The sequence below is a fragment of the Enterococcus sp. DIV2385 genome, assembly GCF_051711925.1.
Classification (GTDB): domain Bacteria; phylum Bacillota; class Bacilli; order Lactobacillales; family Enterococcaceae; genus Enterococcus; species Enterococcus faecalis.
In genome coordinates, this window is record NZ_JBIONV010000001.1 from 2,166,584 (window position 1) to 2,183,075 (window position 16,492).

Genomic DNA, 16,492 nt, shown 5'->3' on the forward strand with positions numbered 1-16,492 from the left:
AATTTAACACGTGTGACTAAAAAAATGTTGTTTTTTCACTTTTTTTAGCCAATGAATGAGCTTTTCAGGATCTTCTCTTAGGAAAATACTAGTTATTAGGTACTTATTGTTTACTTTAATTAACACATAACATTCTTGTAACCAGCTCAATAAGCTATTCCCCACAATTTTAAAAAGCTTTTTTAAGCCAATATTCGGCAGTGGCTGCCAAACAAAGTTCCCTTCTTCCAAAAAAACAGCTTCCAAGATACGCCATAGTTCCTGTTTGGTCACTAAACGCTCTTCTTCGGTTTTTAGTGCTTCCCAAACAAGCATTTTTAAATGAATATCTTCTTCAGAAGAAGGTATTAGCTTCAATCCAGGATAGTAAAACCAAGGAGGTAACTGGAGAAGGTGACAACCTTTCGTATATAAAAAGCTCTGTGTCCTAAGCAACTGAGCATTTCTGTAACCAAGTTGTTGAGTCAATTTTTGATAATAATCATGCATCAATTGACCAGTATGCCGTCTATCTGGCAGTAAATTTAAATTAGAGGTCGGTAGTCGGAAGATTTCTAGTAATTTTTTTTCGTAAAAATCCCATGATTGTTTTCTTCTATAAAATTGTTGACATTGACTCTCTTCAATATGACAAAGTAACTCTATTCGTTCTTGTTTCTTATTGGCCGACCATAAATAAAATCCCAAGGACTCCGAAAAATAAAGGAATTGTTTCGTTAATTGCGTGAGCTTGTCTTTAGGCACTAATCGTTCACCTAAAATCCAAACAACTTGATAGCCATGAGCTTGATAAGTCTCCGTCCGTTCCACCAAACGTTTAATTGGCAATGGACTACATTGAATTTCAATGGCTATCTTGCCAATGAGTAAATCTGGGCGTTGCTTCAAGTTGGGTAAGTATGCCTCAACTTGAAAGGACAGCTTTTCGCGTAAACACTTTTCCGCAAAAAGCTGCTTCAAGCGGAGGTGTTCTTCTGTTTCAGCTTCTGCTTCGTACCAACAACTATTCTTTTTACGATGAGCAAAATGGGGTATTTTAATGGGGCCTGCCTTCAAAATGACCGATTGATGACACATTGGACACACAAAAGCTTGTTCGCTTCGTATCTGTGTTAATTCATCAATCGAGCAGTCGATTAAAGAAAATAATTCTTGGTTGTCTGCCGTTAAAGCTGTTAACATGATTTTCACCTCTCATAAATAAACTACGCAAAGTTTCTTAATTTTCATTAAAAAAAAAGCAAAAACTCGAAAGTTTTTGCTTTTTTGCTTAATCATTAAAGTAATAACGTGTTAATTCCAACGCACTGCGTTCCATAATACAAGTGCCATATTCGACTAAAGTATCCTGAGTGACAGTTGTTTTATGAGCAAATTCTAAAATCTGTGCAATTTCATTGTCAACATTTGTTTTTTCTAATTCATCGGTTAAGAACAAAACTTGTAAGTAATAACGATCGTTGTACGTGTATAAGTTAGTCAAAACAGATTGCATGAAGACTTCTTTGGATAATTGGATCATCGCTTCAAAATTATCTAATTCAAAGATTACATTTCTGTTTGTTTCATCTGTGGCTTCCATCTCATCAAGTTCATCGGCGGCTGCTTTGTCTGCTTCAATTTGTTTGCGAATTAATTCGCTAACATCTGCATTGACTTCGCTCAGACCTTCTAAGGAAGACAAGTCGTCCATAGCGACATTTTTACTAATAAACAGTTCTAAACCATCATTTTTAGGCAAGACTTGGAAAGTGACTGCTTCACTACCTTGGAATTCATCTTCGACATCAACTTCTTCTAAAATACTATAAAAGAAATTTTCAACATCTTTGTGGTTTCCTAGTAAGTCAAGAAAAGTAATCCCTCTATCCGCCAGGTCTTCGTTGCCAATTAACACACGAATCGTATTTTCATTAATATGTTCCATTTCCATAGCGCTACACCTCTCTTTGCTTCAATCAGGAAACTTCTTACGTTCATTGTAGCGAAAACTACACAAAAGTAAAGTGGAAAGTCTATAAATCCTCGAAAACTAGCGAACGTTTTATAAACTTTGAACTTTTTTAACGATTGGTTTTTCGCTCCTTCTACCTCTTCATCTTAACGCAGTCTCTCCAAAAAAGATACTATTTTTCCTTGACCACGTTCTGCCAAATCAAATGAATACAAGTTCTAAATATGTATTAAAAAGCCAGAGATAAAAATCCCTGGCCCTAAATTCATATGAATCGTTCTTTATTACAATTAACAAATAAAGAACAAAATTTTATATTTTTTATAAACCTGCCATTAATTGTGCTTGGCGCAATTCCAGTTGTCGAACATCTCTTGGTAAGAATCGGCGAATTTCATCTTCGTTAAAACCGACTTGTAATCTTTTCTCATCAATCATAATTGGCCGACGCAACAATCCAGGGTTTTCTTGAACCAACTCTAATAAATCTTGAAGTGGAAGCTCGTCCAAATCCATATTTAATTTTTGGAAAACTTTAGAGCGAGTAGAGATAATCTCTTCTGTTCCATCTTCTGTCATGATTAAAATTGCTTTTAATTCCTCAATATTTAAAGGTTCAGAAAAAATATTTCTTTCTTTAAAAGGAATTTCGTGCTCTTGCAACCAGGCTCTAGCCTTACGACATGACGTGCAACTTGGGGAAGTATAAAGTGTCAACATTGTGCATCACTCCTTTTCGCGAATCATCGCGTTTCTGAAACAGGGAACTGTACTGTTCCTCTATTTAAAACCAGTATACCTAATTTCTAATAAAAATACTAGGGGTTTTTAAACATTTTTTATTAACTTTGTTTATTTTTCCTTCATTACATCCGTGTAAAATTAGGGTTAATTTTTATGAAATTTTATGGATATTCGTTATGATTCTGTAAAAAAGTAATACAGTTTTCTATTTTTATGGTTGCTGTTATAATTTACTTCTCTTGGTGATTTTTCAAGAAGTTCCCATGTATTTTTTTCTAATAAAATGTATAATAGAACTATTCACTATCTTAAGTCTAAAGTCAGGTGGTTATTTAATGAAAACAATTTTTTCTGGTATTCAGCCCAGTGGTACTCCGACAATCGGAAATTACATTGGTGCAATGAAACAATTTATCGAATTACAAAATGAATACAATTGTTATTTTTGTATTGTGGATGAACATGCCATTACCGTTCCCCAAGAACCGCAAAAGCTACGTCAACAAATTCGTAGCTTAGCAGCTCTTTACCTAGCGGTTGGTTTAGACCCACAAAAAGCAACAATTTTCATACAGTCTGAAGTGAGTGCCCATGCAGAAGCTGGTTGGATCATTCAGTGCAATACTTCTATTGGTGAGTTAGAGCGAATGACACAATTTAAAGATAAATCGCAAAAAAATGGTCGTGCTGGCGTAAGCGCTGGTCTTTTAACATACCCTCCATTAATGGTTGGTGATATCGTGTTGTACAATGCTGACTTAGTGCCAGTCGGAGATGATCAAAAACAACATTTAGAATTAACACGTGATTTTGTGGAACGCTTCAATAAACGTTATGCCCAAAAAAATCAAGAAATTTTAACGATGCCTGAAGTAAAAATCGCTGAGCAAGGTAGTCGAATTATGAGCTTACAGGAACCAACGAAAAAGATGAGTAAGTCCGATACAAATGTGAAGGGCTTTATTTCAATGCTTGATGAGCCAGCAGTGATTCGCAAAAAAATCCGCTCTGCTGTAACTGATTCAACTGGTGTAATTGAATATAATAAAGAAGAAAAGCCTGGTATTACTAACTTACTAAATATTTATTCTGCTGCGACAGGTCAAACTGTTGAGGAACTTGTTCAAGCATACGAAGGCAAAGGCTATGGAGACTTCAAAGCAGATTTAGCAGAAGCAGTAGTTGCCTTATTAGAACCTATTCAAGTGCGCTACCAAGAGCTTCTAGCTTCAGAAGAATTAGATATGATTTTAGATAAGGGCGCAGAAAACGCTCGCCAGGTAGCCAACAAAACACTTCAACGAATGAAAAATGCTGTTGGTTTGGGAAGAAAAGTTCGGCGCTAACTAAACATAATAAAAACCCGCGAAGTTTTATTCGCGGGTTTTTTTATGTTCTAAATTGAGCATCGTATAAGCGACGATAGTGGCCTCTTTGCTCGTACAAAGTTTCATGTGTTCCATCTTCTAAAATTCCTTGGTCACTCACTACGATTATTCGATCAGCATGTTTAATCGTTGCCAGTCTGTGGGCAATAATTAATGTTGTTCGCCCGTCAGCTAACGAGTTTAATGACTCTTGAATCACTTGCTCTGTTTCTGTATCTAATGCAGAAGTCGCTTCATCTAGAATTAAAATCGGCGGGTTCTTCAAGAACATTCGCGCAATTGCCACTCGCTGCTTTTGACCGCCCGATAATTTCACGCCACGTTCGCCAATAATTGTGTCCAAGCCATCTGGCATTAGCTGAATTACATGTTCTAAATGTGCTAATTTCACCGCGTGTTGAATGTCTATTTCTGTAGCATTTAAATTCCCATAAGCAATATTTTCTCGTAATGTTCCAGGGAATAAAAACACATCTTGTTGAACAATTCCAATCTGCTTACGTAATGAAGCCAAGGTCATTTGCTGGATATTTCTACCGTCAATCGTAATTTCACCACTACTGACTTCATAAAAACGAGGCAACAGATTGCACAAGGTCGTTTTTCCTGAACCACTTTGGCCAACGAAAGCAACGGTTTCACCAGGTTGAATTTTTAAATTGATATGGTCTAAAACTTTTGTGCCATCTTCATAAGCAAATGAAACGTCTTTATAGGCAATCGTTCCTTCTAAATGCGAAACAGCAACAGCTCCTGGCAAATCTTTGATGGACGGTTGTTTGTCCATTTCTTCCGTAAAACGTTTAAAACCAGCAAATCCTTTGGGATAACTTTCAATCATATTGTTGACTTTTTCAATCGGCCGAATAAAAATATTGGCTAATAAAATAAATCCTACAAACTGACCTTCTGTAATTTCTCCTTTAATTGTATAATACGCACCAAAAATTAATGAAAATAAATTTATCAGACGAATTAATAAGTAATTATAGGCGGAACTGACACCCATCACCTTATAAAAATATAATTTCGATTTTCGATACATTTGATTTAAATAATTAAACTGTTTTCGTTCAAATGGTTCATTTGCAAAAGATTGCGTGACACGTATCCCACTTACTGACGCTTCAATCCCAGCATTAAATTCACCTAAATTATCGTAAATATCCGTATTCGCTTTTGTCATTTTTTTATTAAAATAGCCTAGCGCAATCGTGATAAATGGCAATAAAATAAACGTAGCGATGGCTAATTTCACGTGAATGGTTAACATCAATAAAAAAGAACCTGCTAACGTCATAATCGTAATAAAGACGTCTTCTGGACCATGATGCGCCACTTCCGAAATTTCAAAAAGATCAGTGGTCAAACGGCTCATTAATTTCCCTGTTTTTTGATTATCATAATACTCAAACGGTTGTTTTTGCAGATGTTGATATAATTCTTCACGCATATCTGTTTCAATATTCACGCCTAACATATGACCAAAATAAACCACAATAAATTGTAAAAACGTATTGATTATATAAAATGCAAATAAGCCCGCACTAGCTAATGCAATGAGGCGAAAATCTCCTTTTGGCATAATCTTATCAATTACTTGGTTGACTGCTACTGGAAAAGCCAACTCTAACAGCCCCGCAAAAACGGCACACCCAAAATCCAAAATAAATAATCGACGATACGGCCGATAATACCCAAAAAAACGCTTTAACATAACTCCCTAACTCTCCCCCTTCATTCTCATTCATTATACGGAAAAAGACTGTCTCTTGCAAAATTCTAACTTCTATCAGAACACGTGTTATTTAAGTAACTTTGACTCAAAATCATTTTCACAAACTTTTCATTATCAGAATATTTTTTCATTTATCGTTTCCATTTTTTCGGTAAAAATAACTATAATTGTCTTTTCCCGCAAGGCTTTGATTTCTGCGAAAAACCTTGAAATACAGTGAAAAATACTCTATTTATTTGTGAAAATATCGGCTACAATATAACATATGAAAAGTTTTGTAAAAAAGTTAAGAGGTGCACTTGTTAAATGAGAACCATTGTTTTTGATGTTGATGACACGCTGTACGATCAGCAACAACCCTTTCGAAATGCGATGACTAAAATTTTCCCAAACGTTGCGACAGAGGATATGCATGAATTGTATCTTCGTTTTAGACACCACAGCGATGAAACGTTTCCGAAAGTTTTAGCCAATGAATGGTCCCTAGATTTCATGCGGTTTTTCCGGATGAATGAAACATTAAAGGATCTAAACTATCCAGGAATTTCACAAGAAGAAGGAAAAATTTTCCAACAAGTTTATGAAGAAGAATTGGATAATATTACGATGCATCCAGAAGTTACTAAGCTTCTTGATACTTTACAAGAGAAAGAAATTCCGATGGGGATTATTACAAATGGTCCAACAGACCATCAATTTAAAAAAGTTAAACAATTGAATCTTGAAAAATGGGTTCCAAGCCAAAATATCATTATTTCTCAAAGTACGGGTTTTCAAAAACCTGAAAAGGAAATTTTTGATTTAGCCTGTAATCAATTTTGTATGGAACCTGAACATACTTTATATGTTGGTGATAGTTATGACAATGATATTGTAGGCGCACGTAATGGTGGCTGGCATTCTCTTTGGTTTAACCACCGCTCTCGTGAACTACCAAGTTGCCAACCTGCATCACACCTTGCAGAAGTCACTTGTTTCACCGAACTTTGTCCGACTGTGGAGAAATTATTTAATCTTTAAAAAAAAGCCGCTCTTCAAATTGAAGAACGGCTTTTTTTTATTTATTTTTTTGTTTTTTCAGACGTAAAATGATGAACAGGCAGATTATCAGTAAAAGGATCAATAAACCGATTAAGAGATAAATAAGTTTAGATTCCGTTTTTTTGACGGTTACATCTTTCTCATTAAATGTTTTTGCTTCCTCTTTTGAGATCGTAAATTCTTTCGTAAATTGCCATTTTTTTCCTGAGCCTTCCACAGTCATTGCCAATACATACGTCCCAGCTTCCATTTCATTTTCTTCATAAGGAATAGGGAAATTAAAAATTGAATTGGGCGCCATTTGCATATCTTCTTGTTCTTTCTCTAAAATAACGTTATTTGTTTTCTTATTTTTAACATTTGCCGTTACTTTCATTGATTGAAGATAGGCTGCTTCATGGTTTAGTAGTGTTGCAGAAATAACACTGCGCGCATTTCTTTGCGTCGGTTCAACTTTCTCTAAAGACAATTCAGGTTGCACAACTGTTTCATTTTCTCGAAGTAAAACAGCTACTGTATAGGCATAGCGATTTTCAATTGCTAAGCCGTTTGTATTTTCTTTTTGCTTGTCTTTCGTTTCATCGACTTTTTCACTAAACGTGATCCCGCCCGCTAGTTGCCCTGAAAACTCTTCTTTAGGCATCTTCACTCGCAATTCAACTACTTTTTCACTTTTAGCAGGCAATTCAACACTCTCACCGCCGTCTTTCAGTTGAATGATTTCTGATAAATCTGCTGGTGCAGATTTATCTAATGCTGTCAACGACTCACCATATTCAATCACTCCGTTGCTGTTTGTTGTGGCCGACTTCACACTAACATCAATCACTAAATTTTCATCTGTACTATTGGCCGCTCGAACTTTCAAAATTTGTTCTTGGTCTGGTTTCATCATTAAATCAAAATATGTTTTTGTTTTATCTATTTGGTTTTCTGGAATTTCTGTTTCAACACTAAATCGTAATTCTGCTGCTGAGGTTTCAATCCCAAAAGCAAAGAAATAAAAACTTAGGATCATCAGAATAAAATATCTATTTTTCATTTCGCTCTACACTCCATTTCTATGTAAAGGAGAAAGGCTGAGTTCCCCTCTTCCTTTCTCCAAAAAGGTTCTTTTTATACTGGCGTATTAGCTAATGTCCAAGTAATTGTTGTTTTGTAGGCATCGTTTAATTTAACTGATTTACCTGGAACTTTTAATTGAACATCTTTCATTACTTGACGGCCGTCAACTTCAGCAATTGAACTAGCATTGCCGTATAAGTATGACCATTTCCCAGCACCTTGATCTGTTGCGGCTACCATCACGTTATGACTTTCACCAACTGTACCAAAAGTTACGCTCGCTAAACTTGTTGGTGCAGCGCTTTGTCCTGCTGTCACAGCTGAAGCATTTTGAAAGACAATTTCAGTTCCTTCAAGTGTCTGACCTTTTGTAGCAGAAGTAAATGCAGAATTTTGTTTTGCAGATAAAGTCCAGCCTTCTAAAGTTCCACGATTATCTGTAATTTGAGCAAATAATGGACCCGTTTTTTCAGCATTATTTTTATCTTTTAAAACTTGTGCTGATGCAAAATAGATTTCATCTTTTGTGCTGATGATATTTTCACCAAAGTTTAAACTTGAAGCATAGTCCAAGGTTAAGGGGCCTGTAGAACCTTCATCAACTGGTTTATCAGGATTTACTGGGTCGATAGGTGTCACAGGATCTTTGCCGTCTTTGTCTTCTGGATCCACTACAGGATTTTTGCTGTTGGGATCTTTTTCATCTGGTGCTTTAAATTTTACAATAGCATCTGTGTCGCGATTAGCCACTTCCTCTGCTTGAACTGGTAGTGTGCCTACCGCGATGGTTGCTAAAATTAAGCTGCTTGCGATGGTCATTTTTTTCATGTTAGTGCTCCTTCTCTTCTATTGTTATAGTTTCAATAATTATACGCTTGGTAAATCAGCGATTGTCCATGTTAAAACAGTTTTGTATTGAACAGCATCTTTTGGTGTTGCTCCTGGTACAGTTAATGTGATCGCTGTATTTTTATCTACGCTTTCACCGTCAACTTCCACTTTTTCAATCCCACCGAACGCACTAAGCCAAGTTCCAGAACCTTGACCTTCAGCGGCAGACATCACATTTGATGAATCGCCAGCTACTAAAGTTACTTCATGCGCAGTTGGTGTGACTGCTTTGGAATTAGACACTGCTTTGTTTTGACTTAATTTAATTTCTGAACCGTCTAAAACTTTATTTAATGTTTCTTTTGTCGCTGTTAATTGTGTTTCTTGTTTAACTGTTAAGGCCCAACCGGCATTCGTTCCGCGTTTGTCGGAAATTTGTACATAATTTGGTTTAGGATTAGTCAAATCAGGACCAGAACCGTCTGCCAAGAAAAAGTATTGTGGATTTGCATAATATTTTTCATCTTTATTTGAAATTTTATTTTTGCCAAAGTCTAGACTAGAAGCATAATCGATACTTAGTGGACCAGTTGTTCCTTCATTTGGCTTATTGCCTGTGTCTGGTGTCGTTGGGTCAAAAGGTTCAACAGGTTTTTCGGTATCTGGATTCACTGGATCGACTGGTTTGTTGATAGAGGTATCCGGCGTAAATTCTACGATGGCATTTGAGTCATAGTTTTTTTCTTCTGCATTCACTTCTGGTGCAATAGCCACGCCTAAAGTGATAGCGGGGATTGTTGATAAGATAATTTTTTTCATTTTATTGTTCCTTCTTTCTTTTTTTTAAAATAAAACTAGCCATAAAGATGACTATTATTCCGATATAATTAAACATTTGTTGCTGTTTAGTACCAGTTCGAGGTAAGAAGCCTGAGCCTTTTTGATCAACCGTTTTACTTGTTGAGTGCTTCAATGATTCTCCACTCACTGCTGGTATTGCTTCCGACTGCTTGGGGAAACGCTGTGGTATCTTACCATCTGGTTTTTCTTTGTTGGCTGGTGGTTCATACTCGCCATAAAAAGAAACTTCTGCATTTGTCGGATAGGCATTTGTTTCAGCAAATACATCAACTGATGAAATCAATCCTAATAGCAATACACCGCTAACTATTTTTTTGATAAGACTCACCCCCTATTTTGCACTGCCATCAGGTACGTCCATCAAGTGCCAAGTTAGTTTTGCTTCGTATTCTTCTGCTTTGGCCGTCCCTCCAGGAACAGATAATAACAACTCTTGGTCATTTTCTTTCCATTGATCAGAAATATTTGTTTCTTGATGTCCATTGACTTGGTTGTGAACAAGAATCGATTGGCCTTCTGGAATGTCCTGTAAGCGATGGTTGGTTCTAAATTTTAAAATATTCGGCAACGTAGCACCTGATTCAGATTTGAAATCAGAAGTAACGGTTAGTGCAAGCGACCAATTATTCCCTGTTTGACGAGTATCCCGTATCACTAATGGTTGATCCATGGAAACAATTGGATATTGGGTCGTGCTACTAGCGATTTGCAGCTCATTCCCAAAGGAAATCGCTGTGGGTACCGTTTTGAACCTGACAGAGCCAACCACAGTGACTGTTAGCGCTAATTCATCAATCTTGTAGCCTTTATCATAGACTTCCACGACCAACTGCTGTTTTCCATAAGTTAGTTCTGGTAATAACAAGGCTTTTTCCTTAAATGTTTTAGAATTAGTGGTTGTTTCATCTGCTAATTTCTGGATTTCTTGGCCCTCTTTTTTGACAATAAATTGTAATCTATTCCCAGCATCGACATCTTGCCAATAAAAAGGCAGGGCTGTTTTTTGAAAGTCATCAATATCGATTGTTTTTTCCATCGACTTTTCTATACGCTCTTTTGACCAAGATAGTTTCGTTTCACTTAAGAAAACTTCTTTGACAGGTTGGACGACTGTTCCAGAAAAGTTCCCTAAGTATGCTTTATCTGTTGATTCCCAGATATAAGAAACGCCTTCATGAGCTTTGGGTAAATTCCATTCAAACAGTCCTTTTGTGGCATCGTAACTTCCATAAGGGCTAATCGTCAGCGGTGGAAATAGTTGACCATCACGAGATACCACCTTATTTTTTAATTGCAGTGGTTTCCCAGCAATATAATCGACAGAAGATAAGATAATCATTTGATTAGATACATCTAGCCCTGTAATGGCCGTTAAGCCTTTTAACGGACTGATATCTGAAATTTGATTTTCTCCCACATCTAAAACTGTTAGATTGAGTGTTTTCTCTAACGGTGCCAAGGAAGAAATTTGATTGTTTCTTGCATACAGTACACGCAGATTAGGAACAGTGCTTAAAGCTTCCAGACTAGCAATCGTTTGATTCATAATACTCAACTCTTCTAGACGTGGCTTATTCGCCAAGGGCGCAATTGTTTTTAATTGATTATTTTCCACATAAAGACGGAGTAGGTTATTTGCTTCCGTAAGCCCATCTAAAGTAGCAATCTGATTATTGGCAGCCCAAATGGTTTCTAAATTACGAAGAGAACGAAGCGGGTCGAAGGAAGTCACTCGATTATTCGGCGTGATTTTTGACGGATGATCTGTCGTATTTTGGATACTTAAATTTTTTAAAGCAGCCATTCCTTCAAGTCCATTTAATGTCGTTAATTGATTGTTCTCAACATACAAGCCTTCTAAACTAATTAATCCTGCTTGACCTAACGGACTAAGATCAGCTATTTTATTATTTCTCATATATAAAAAACGTAATAGCTTAAATTCACCTTTAGCAAAAGGACTCAAATCTGTTACATTGAGTGAATCTTGAAAAGATAATTCTTCTAAGTTTCTTAGGTATTGAACTCCTTCCACATTAGAAACAACGACATTTTCTAAAATAACTTTATTCAGTTTATCCAATTCTGCTTGGGTGACAGTATTAGAGGTCCGAGATTTGCTTAACTGTTTTCTGATATTTTCCGCAAAGGCTGGATCAGGAAATAGTGTACTGATAGGCGTCGCTTTATCTAAGACAGCACCTGCGTATAATTGGGGCATCATCAGTTGTGCTTCCGTTATCGCTAGTGCTTCATTTGGCGGCTCTTCACTTGTTTCAACAGTCGTTAACTCTTCTGATTGGGGAATCTCCGAACTACTGGTTGCTGAATTTTGCTCTTCTGCCGATGAAGTTTCTGGAATCTTTTCTTCTGAAACAGATGAAACATTTTCTTCACTGGAGGATGCGATTGTTTCGGTCGTTTCGGCGAAAGTTGTTACAGGAAGTAGCAAACTATTAGCCAAAAGTAAGGCACTAACTGCGGAGATTCACATTTTTTTCATAAACTTCACCTCCTGATATTTTCTTAATTATAGTGAATATCAACTGAAAATGGGTTCAATTACGACAAACTGTCCAAATTAATTTGTATAGACAAGACAAAGAGCGCCAAATAGGGTTTTATACCCCTATTTGGCGCTCTTTGTCGCTAAACACAACCAGAATTTATTATGACAAATTCTCAATTATGCCTAGTTTTCTTTTATTTCTTTTAAACTATCCTCTATTTTTTCCAATTGCCCAGCAAAAAATTCTTGTTTGGCTTTTGGTAAAAACAATGTGATAGATAAGAGGATTTGTTCTTTAAAGATTGACCAATCTGCGAATATTTCTTCATTGGTTAAAATCATTTCTATTTTTTCTGCTATTTTTTTCCAGAGGATCATTCGCCAGTTATTTTCACCCACTTCATATTCTTTAAACATGCTTAATACATGAAGAATATGGGGAACATTTTGGCTGACAATCGCCGCAAATAAAAAATCAATAATTACTTGCTCGATAATTTCTAGCGAGCGAATATCAATAATTTCCCGCTCATTGACAGATTGTAGTACACGAAAAAGTAACGAAGTTGGAAACGGCTGCAAGCCAACGTTTTTTTGTAATGCTAAAAATTTCAAATTAAAAATAGTATACACATCGGCATTAATTAATCGTTCCAGAATCTGATTTTCTAATGCAATAATTTCCTCTTTTGTCACAACCGTTTGAGGGTTAAAAAGATATTCCAACGCCAACATCGAATACATTACTTCTTGCTTTCCTAAAGCAAAAGACGATTTATCATAATACTCCCGATAATCTGCAACGATTCGACTACTTTCTTGAAAATTTTTACTAAAGATTGCTTGATTAAACTGCTCCTTAGCTAAAACTGTTTTGGACATTGGCGTTAATTTTTCTGTCATTTCCATCGGCGAAATAGACAAGATTTCGACAATAATGGCTAAATCCGAAATACGCAATTCACTATTTCCTTGGACAAAGCGTTGATAACTTCGACTAGAAACACCATTTTCATCAAAGACACGCAGAGGAATATTTTTCCCTTTACGAATCCGTTCAATTTCTTCACCTAGCGGCCGATATTCCATATATTCTTTTTGTTTCAAACGAATTACTCCATTTCTCTTTAAATAAGATAGCAACTAAGTTGAACGGCTATTCCCCAATGCTTAAAATTGTGCGAATATCTTCTTCCGTCATTTTCGCTAATTGCTCTTCATTTCCTTGAATCACTTTTTGGAACAGCTCGCGTTTTTCTTGCTGTAAGGAATTCATTTTTTCTTCAACCGTTCCTTCTGCAATCATCCGCCACACTTCAACAACCTTTTTTTGTCCCATGCGGTGCGCCCGACCAGCCGCTTGTTCTTCGACTGCGGGATTCCACCATAAATCGTATAAAATAACTGTATCTGCACCAGTTAAATTTAGTCCGGTGCCCCCTGCTTTCAATGAAATTAAGAAGACATCTTTTTCTCCTTCATTGAAGGCATTCGCCATTGTTAACCGATCTTGAGGCTTCGTACTTCCTCGTAAATAAAACGTCTCTAAGCCTAATTCATTCAATTCTTTTTCTAAGATAGAAAGCATACTTGTGAACTGAGAAAATAATAGGACACGACGATTGTTTTCTTTGGCAGCCACTAAAAAGTCTTTGACTTGTTCCACTTTGCCAGAACCTCCCGTGTAATCCTCAATAAACAAACGCGGATCGCAACAGATTTGTCGTAAACGGGTCAAGCCTGCTAAAATACTCATGCGATTTTTCTTGAAGGTCGCCTGATCCATTTGACTGACATCTGCTTGCATTTGTTTTAGATAGGCCAAATAAACCGTTTTTTGTTCTTCTGTTAAGACACTGTACATATTATTTTCAATTTTTTTTGGTAAGTCTGCGAGCACCGTTTTCTTGTCTCGTCGTAAAATGAATGGTTGAATCATTTTGGCAATTTCTTCCGGCTTAATTTCTCGAAAGGCTTTTTTGCCTGGGAACAATCCCGGTAAGATCATTTGGAAAATTGACCACAGTTCATCTAAATTATTTTCAATTGGTGTGCCACTTAATGCAAAACGTTGGGGTACTTTTAAACTTTTTAAGGCTTGCGCCGTTTTGGTCCCACTATTTTTAACCATTTGGGCCTCATCTAGAATCAAATAGCCGACACGCATTTCCTGATAAAGCTGAACATCTTGTCGCATACTTGCATAAGAAGTAATCAGAATATCTTCGGTGCTATTTTGTAAAAGCGCTGCTCGTTCTTGGCGGTTGCCAGAAACCACTTGAACATTTAAGGTTGGCGCAAAACGTTTGACTTCGGCTAACCAGTTATAGGTTAAACTTGCAGGTGCGACAATCAAAGCTGTCCCTTTCAAGCGCTCTTCTTCTTTTTCCGAAAGTAAATAGGTAATGGTTTGCAGTGTCTTCCCTAAACCCATTTCATCAGCTAAAATACCGCCAAATTGATAATGGCTAAGCATTTTCAGCCATTTATACCCTGTTTCTTGGTAATGGCGTAACGTTGCTTGTAAAGATTTTGGGACTTGCGCTTCAAAGTTTTCCGGATGTGTTAAATCCGTAACCATTTTTTTAAAGGAATCTGAAAAATGTGCCCGCTCGTTGTCTTCTAATAAACTTTCGATCATGAGGCCTTGGTTTTTGGGCACATGAATGACATTATCTTCTTGATGCATATTTTTTCGCAGCTTCGTTAAAATTGCACTTGTATGGAAAAATTCCTCTGAGTCAAAAGCAAGAATTTCACCACTTTTTAACGTATAAAAAGCATCATTACGTAGCAGACTAGTCAATACTGCATCGATTTCGGTTTCATCAATGCCAGTGACATCAAACCGAATATCTAACCAAGAATCCCCTTCCGCAACTTCAATCGTTGGTTGATGATGCTGGGCATCTAAATACAATTCCCGTAATTTCCGTCCCATCCGAACTTCTCCTAATTGACGGAAAGCTGGAACCTCTGCTTTAAAGAAATAATACAAGGACTCTCCAGCAGGTAAGACTTTTTCAAAGCCTGTGGTTGTTTGCTGATAGGCAAACTGTTGAAATTGCTGCTTAATTGCTGTTTCTTTTGCTTTATCTCGAACGATTTCTTGATTAACTTCAGGTAATTGAGCATATTTCGGGTTTGTCGAGAAAATGACTTCTCCATAGTGATAGTCAATCCGAGCGTTAATCCGACCTTTAATTTTCTTAAAAATAAAGACTGCTTTTAAAGGATGATGGACGACTAATTCTTCAACTGATTCTTCAATAGACACTCGACCAATTTTTTCCAATAATGGTAACACTTCACTAAATAAATCAGAAACTGTTTCTTTTTCATAAATAATTGACGGCTCTTCCAAGCGTTTCATTAATTGAAGTAACGTGGTGTAGATGGCTTCCTGCTCTTCTGTTAGTAAATAAACCGTTTGATCCGAAATCGCCCAGTGATAGTGGGCTAGAAACGTTGTAATAGGATTCTGAATAGTTAATTTGAAGCTTTGTTCCTCGTTTTTTTGCACTGTAAACGTAAGTGGCAAACTGGTTTCTTTAAACGTTAGATAGCGATACTTATGCGTTTGATTGGTCAATATAAACTGACCCGTTCGATTCATTTTTTCAACTAACGATTGACTGCGATCAATTGGTAATAATAGATAACGTTTGTCGATTTTCCCTTTAACTTGAATACCGTTTGCACCTAATAATTGGCTGGTATGATAAATTGCCGCAAGTTCTGTTAAAATTTCTTGAATCTCCATTGAAAAAGAATCATGTAGCAAAGTAAATTGGTGTTGTTTATTCACCATAAAAGTCATTTCCTTTTCATATGCTTGTAAAAAATCACCAATATTTTTCACAATATATGTTTTAGGTTTGGTCCCTTCCAAACCAATTTTTAAAGAAAGACCAATCGTTGATAATTCTGGATAGTAATTATTCGTTTCAATCACATCTAAATGAAATTCTAAACGTAAAGGTTGCAAGGGAACTTCGGCAGAGGCTTTGCTTAATTTGGCAAAGCCTTTGGTAAACATTTCAGCTGTTGATCGATTTGTTTTCTCAAAACTGACTGTTTGATTTGCTTGAATAATTCTTGACACGCCTCGTTGTTTCAGTGCCAGTTCAACTGCCACTGTATGCTTGCAATAGCCATGTTCCATCCAATATTGACATTCACAAACATCTTGTTCTTTGGCGGTACCATCCAATTCAACAAGATAAAGTTCTTCCCCTAAAACCTCAGACAACCAGATCCTTTTTTCTGGATTTTGAACGATAGATAAGACCCGGCCTTCTTGCATATATTCGCGTCCTTGTTCAACGATTCGCTCTGGAATACTCCATTTCATCGACTCA

13 protein-coding genes are annotated in these 16,492 nt (G+C 36.6%); 2 read left to right on the plus strand and 11 right to left on the minus strand.

From position 1 onward, the window contains the following. Nucleotides 1-3 precede the first annotated feature (3 nt). From IGM04_RS10460 to spxA, 3 genes are all read right to left on the minus strand, one after another. Nucleotides 4-1,182: a competence protein CoiA gene (locus IGM04_RS10460; RefSeq protein WP_086318011.1), complete on the minus strand. Its 1,179-nt coding sequence runs from the start codon at nucleotides 1,180-1,182 to the stop codon at nucleotides 4-6. Nucleotides 1,183-1,270: 88 nt separating this feature from the next. Further along, nucleotides 1,271-1,933 carry an adaptor protein MecA gene (locus tag IGM04_RS10465; protein WP_002356478.1) on the minus strand — a complete coding sequence of 221 codons (663 nt, stop codon included), beginning with the start codon at nucleotides 1,931-1,933 and terminating at the stop codon, nucleotides 1,271-1,273. A 342-nt stretch (nucleotides 1,934-2,275) separates the two neighbouring features. Beyond that, the gene (spxA, locus tag IGM04_RS10470) at nucleotides 2,276-2,674 is read right to left on the minus strand and encodes a transcriptional regulator SpxA (RefSeq protein WP_002356477.1); all 399 of its coding nucleotides are present in this window, start codon (nucleotides 2,672-2,674) and stop codon (nucleotides 2,276-2,278) included. Between the two features lie 359 nt (nucleotides 2,675-3,033). Here spxA and trpS point away from each other — a divergent pair, with 359 nt between their 5' ends. Further along, nucleotides 3,034-4,044, plus strand: a complete 1,011-nt coding sequence (gene trpS, locus IGM04_RS10475; protein ID WP_086318010.1) for a tryptophan--tRNA ligase — start codon at nucleotides 3,034-3,036, stop codon at nucleotides 4,042-4,044. A gap of 43 nt (nucleotides 4,045-4,087) precedes the next feature. Here trpS and IGM04_RS10480 read toward each other — a convergent pair whose 3' ends face one another. Beyond that, on the minus strand, nucleotides 4,088-5,803 hold the full coding sequence (locus IGM04_RS10480; RefSeq protein ID WP_086318009.1) for an ABC transporter ATP-binding protein: 1,716 nt from the start codon (nucleotides 5,801-5,803) through the stop codon (nucleotides 4,088-4,090). Between the two features lie 327 nt (nucleotides 5,804-6,130). On the opposite strand from IGM04_RS10480, the gene IGM04_RS10485 reads away from it, so the two are divergent. Next, nucleotides 6,131-6,844 (plus strand): HAD family hydrolase, encoded by a 714-nt coding sequence (locus tag IGM04_RS10485; protein ID WP_002356474.1) that lies wholly within the window; start codon nucleotides 6,131-6,133, stop codon nucleotides 6,842-6,844. A gap of 37 nt (nucleotides 6,845-6,881) precedes the next feature. On the opposite strand, the gene elrE is transcribed toward IGM04_RS10485, so the two are convergent. The 7 genes from elrE to IGM04_RS10520 form a co-directional block, all read right to left on the minus strand. Next, nucleotides 6,882-7,907, minus strand: coding sequence for a transmembrane protein ElrE (elrE, locus tag IGM04_RS10490; protein WP_002376547.1), 1,026 nt, complete (start codon nucleotides 7,905-7,907; stop codon nucleotides 6,882-6,884). A 74-nt stretch (nucleotides 7,908-7,981) separates the two neighbouring features. Continuing rightward, nucleotides 7,982-8,758, minus strand: a complete 777-nt coding sequence (gene elrD / locus IGM04_RS10495) for a WxL domain-containing protein ElrD (RefSeq protein WP_086318008.1) — start codon at nucleotides 8,756-8,758, stop codon at nucleotides 7,982-7,984. 39 nt (nucleotides 8,759-8,797) lie between these two features. Then, nucleotides 8,798-9,580: a WxL domain-containing protein ElrC gene (gene elrC / locus IGM04_RS10500; protein WP_086318007.1), complete on the minus strand. Its 783-nt coding sequence runs from the start codon at nucleotides 9,578-9,580 to the stop codon at nucleotides 8,798-8,800. A gap of 1 nt (nucleotide 9,581) precedes the next feature. Further along, nucleotides 9,582-9,950 (minus strand): LPXTG anchor domain-containing protein ElrB, encoded by a 369-nt coding sequence (gene elrB, locus IGM04_RS10505; protein ID WP_025190104.1) that lies wholly within the window; start codon nucleotides 9,948-9,950, stop codon nucleotides 9,582-9,584. A gap of 3 nt (nucleotides 9,951-9,953) precedes the next feature. Continuing rightward, nucleotides 9,954-12,110, minus strand: coding sequence for an enterococcal leucine-rich protein ElrA (elrA, locus tag IGM04_RS10510; protein WP_256924924.1), 2,157 nt, complete (start codon nucleotides 12,108-12,110; stop codon nucleotides 9,954-9,956). A gap of 204 nt (nucleotides 12,111-12,314) precedes the next feature. Beyond that, on the minus strand, nucleotides 12,315-13,220 hold the full coding sequence (gene elrR / locus IGM04_RS10515) for an Rgg family transcriptional regulator ElrR (RefSeq protein ID WP_179189152.1): 906 nt from the start codon (nucleotides 13,218-13,220) through the stop codon (nucleotides 12,315-12,317). A 67-nt stretch (nucleotides 13,221-13,287) separates the two neighbouring features. After that, complete coding sequence (locus IGM04_RS10520) at nucleotides 13,288-16,485, minus strand: DEAD/DEAH box helicase (RefSeq protein ID WP_086318005.1); 3,198 nt, start codon at nucleotides 16,483-16,485, stop codon at nucleotides 13,288-13,290. Nucleotides 16,486-16,492 lie beyond the last annotated feature (7 nt).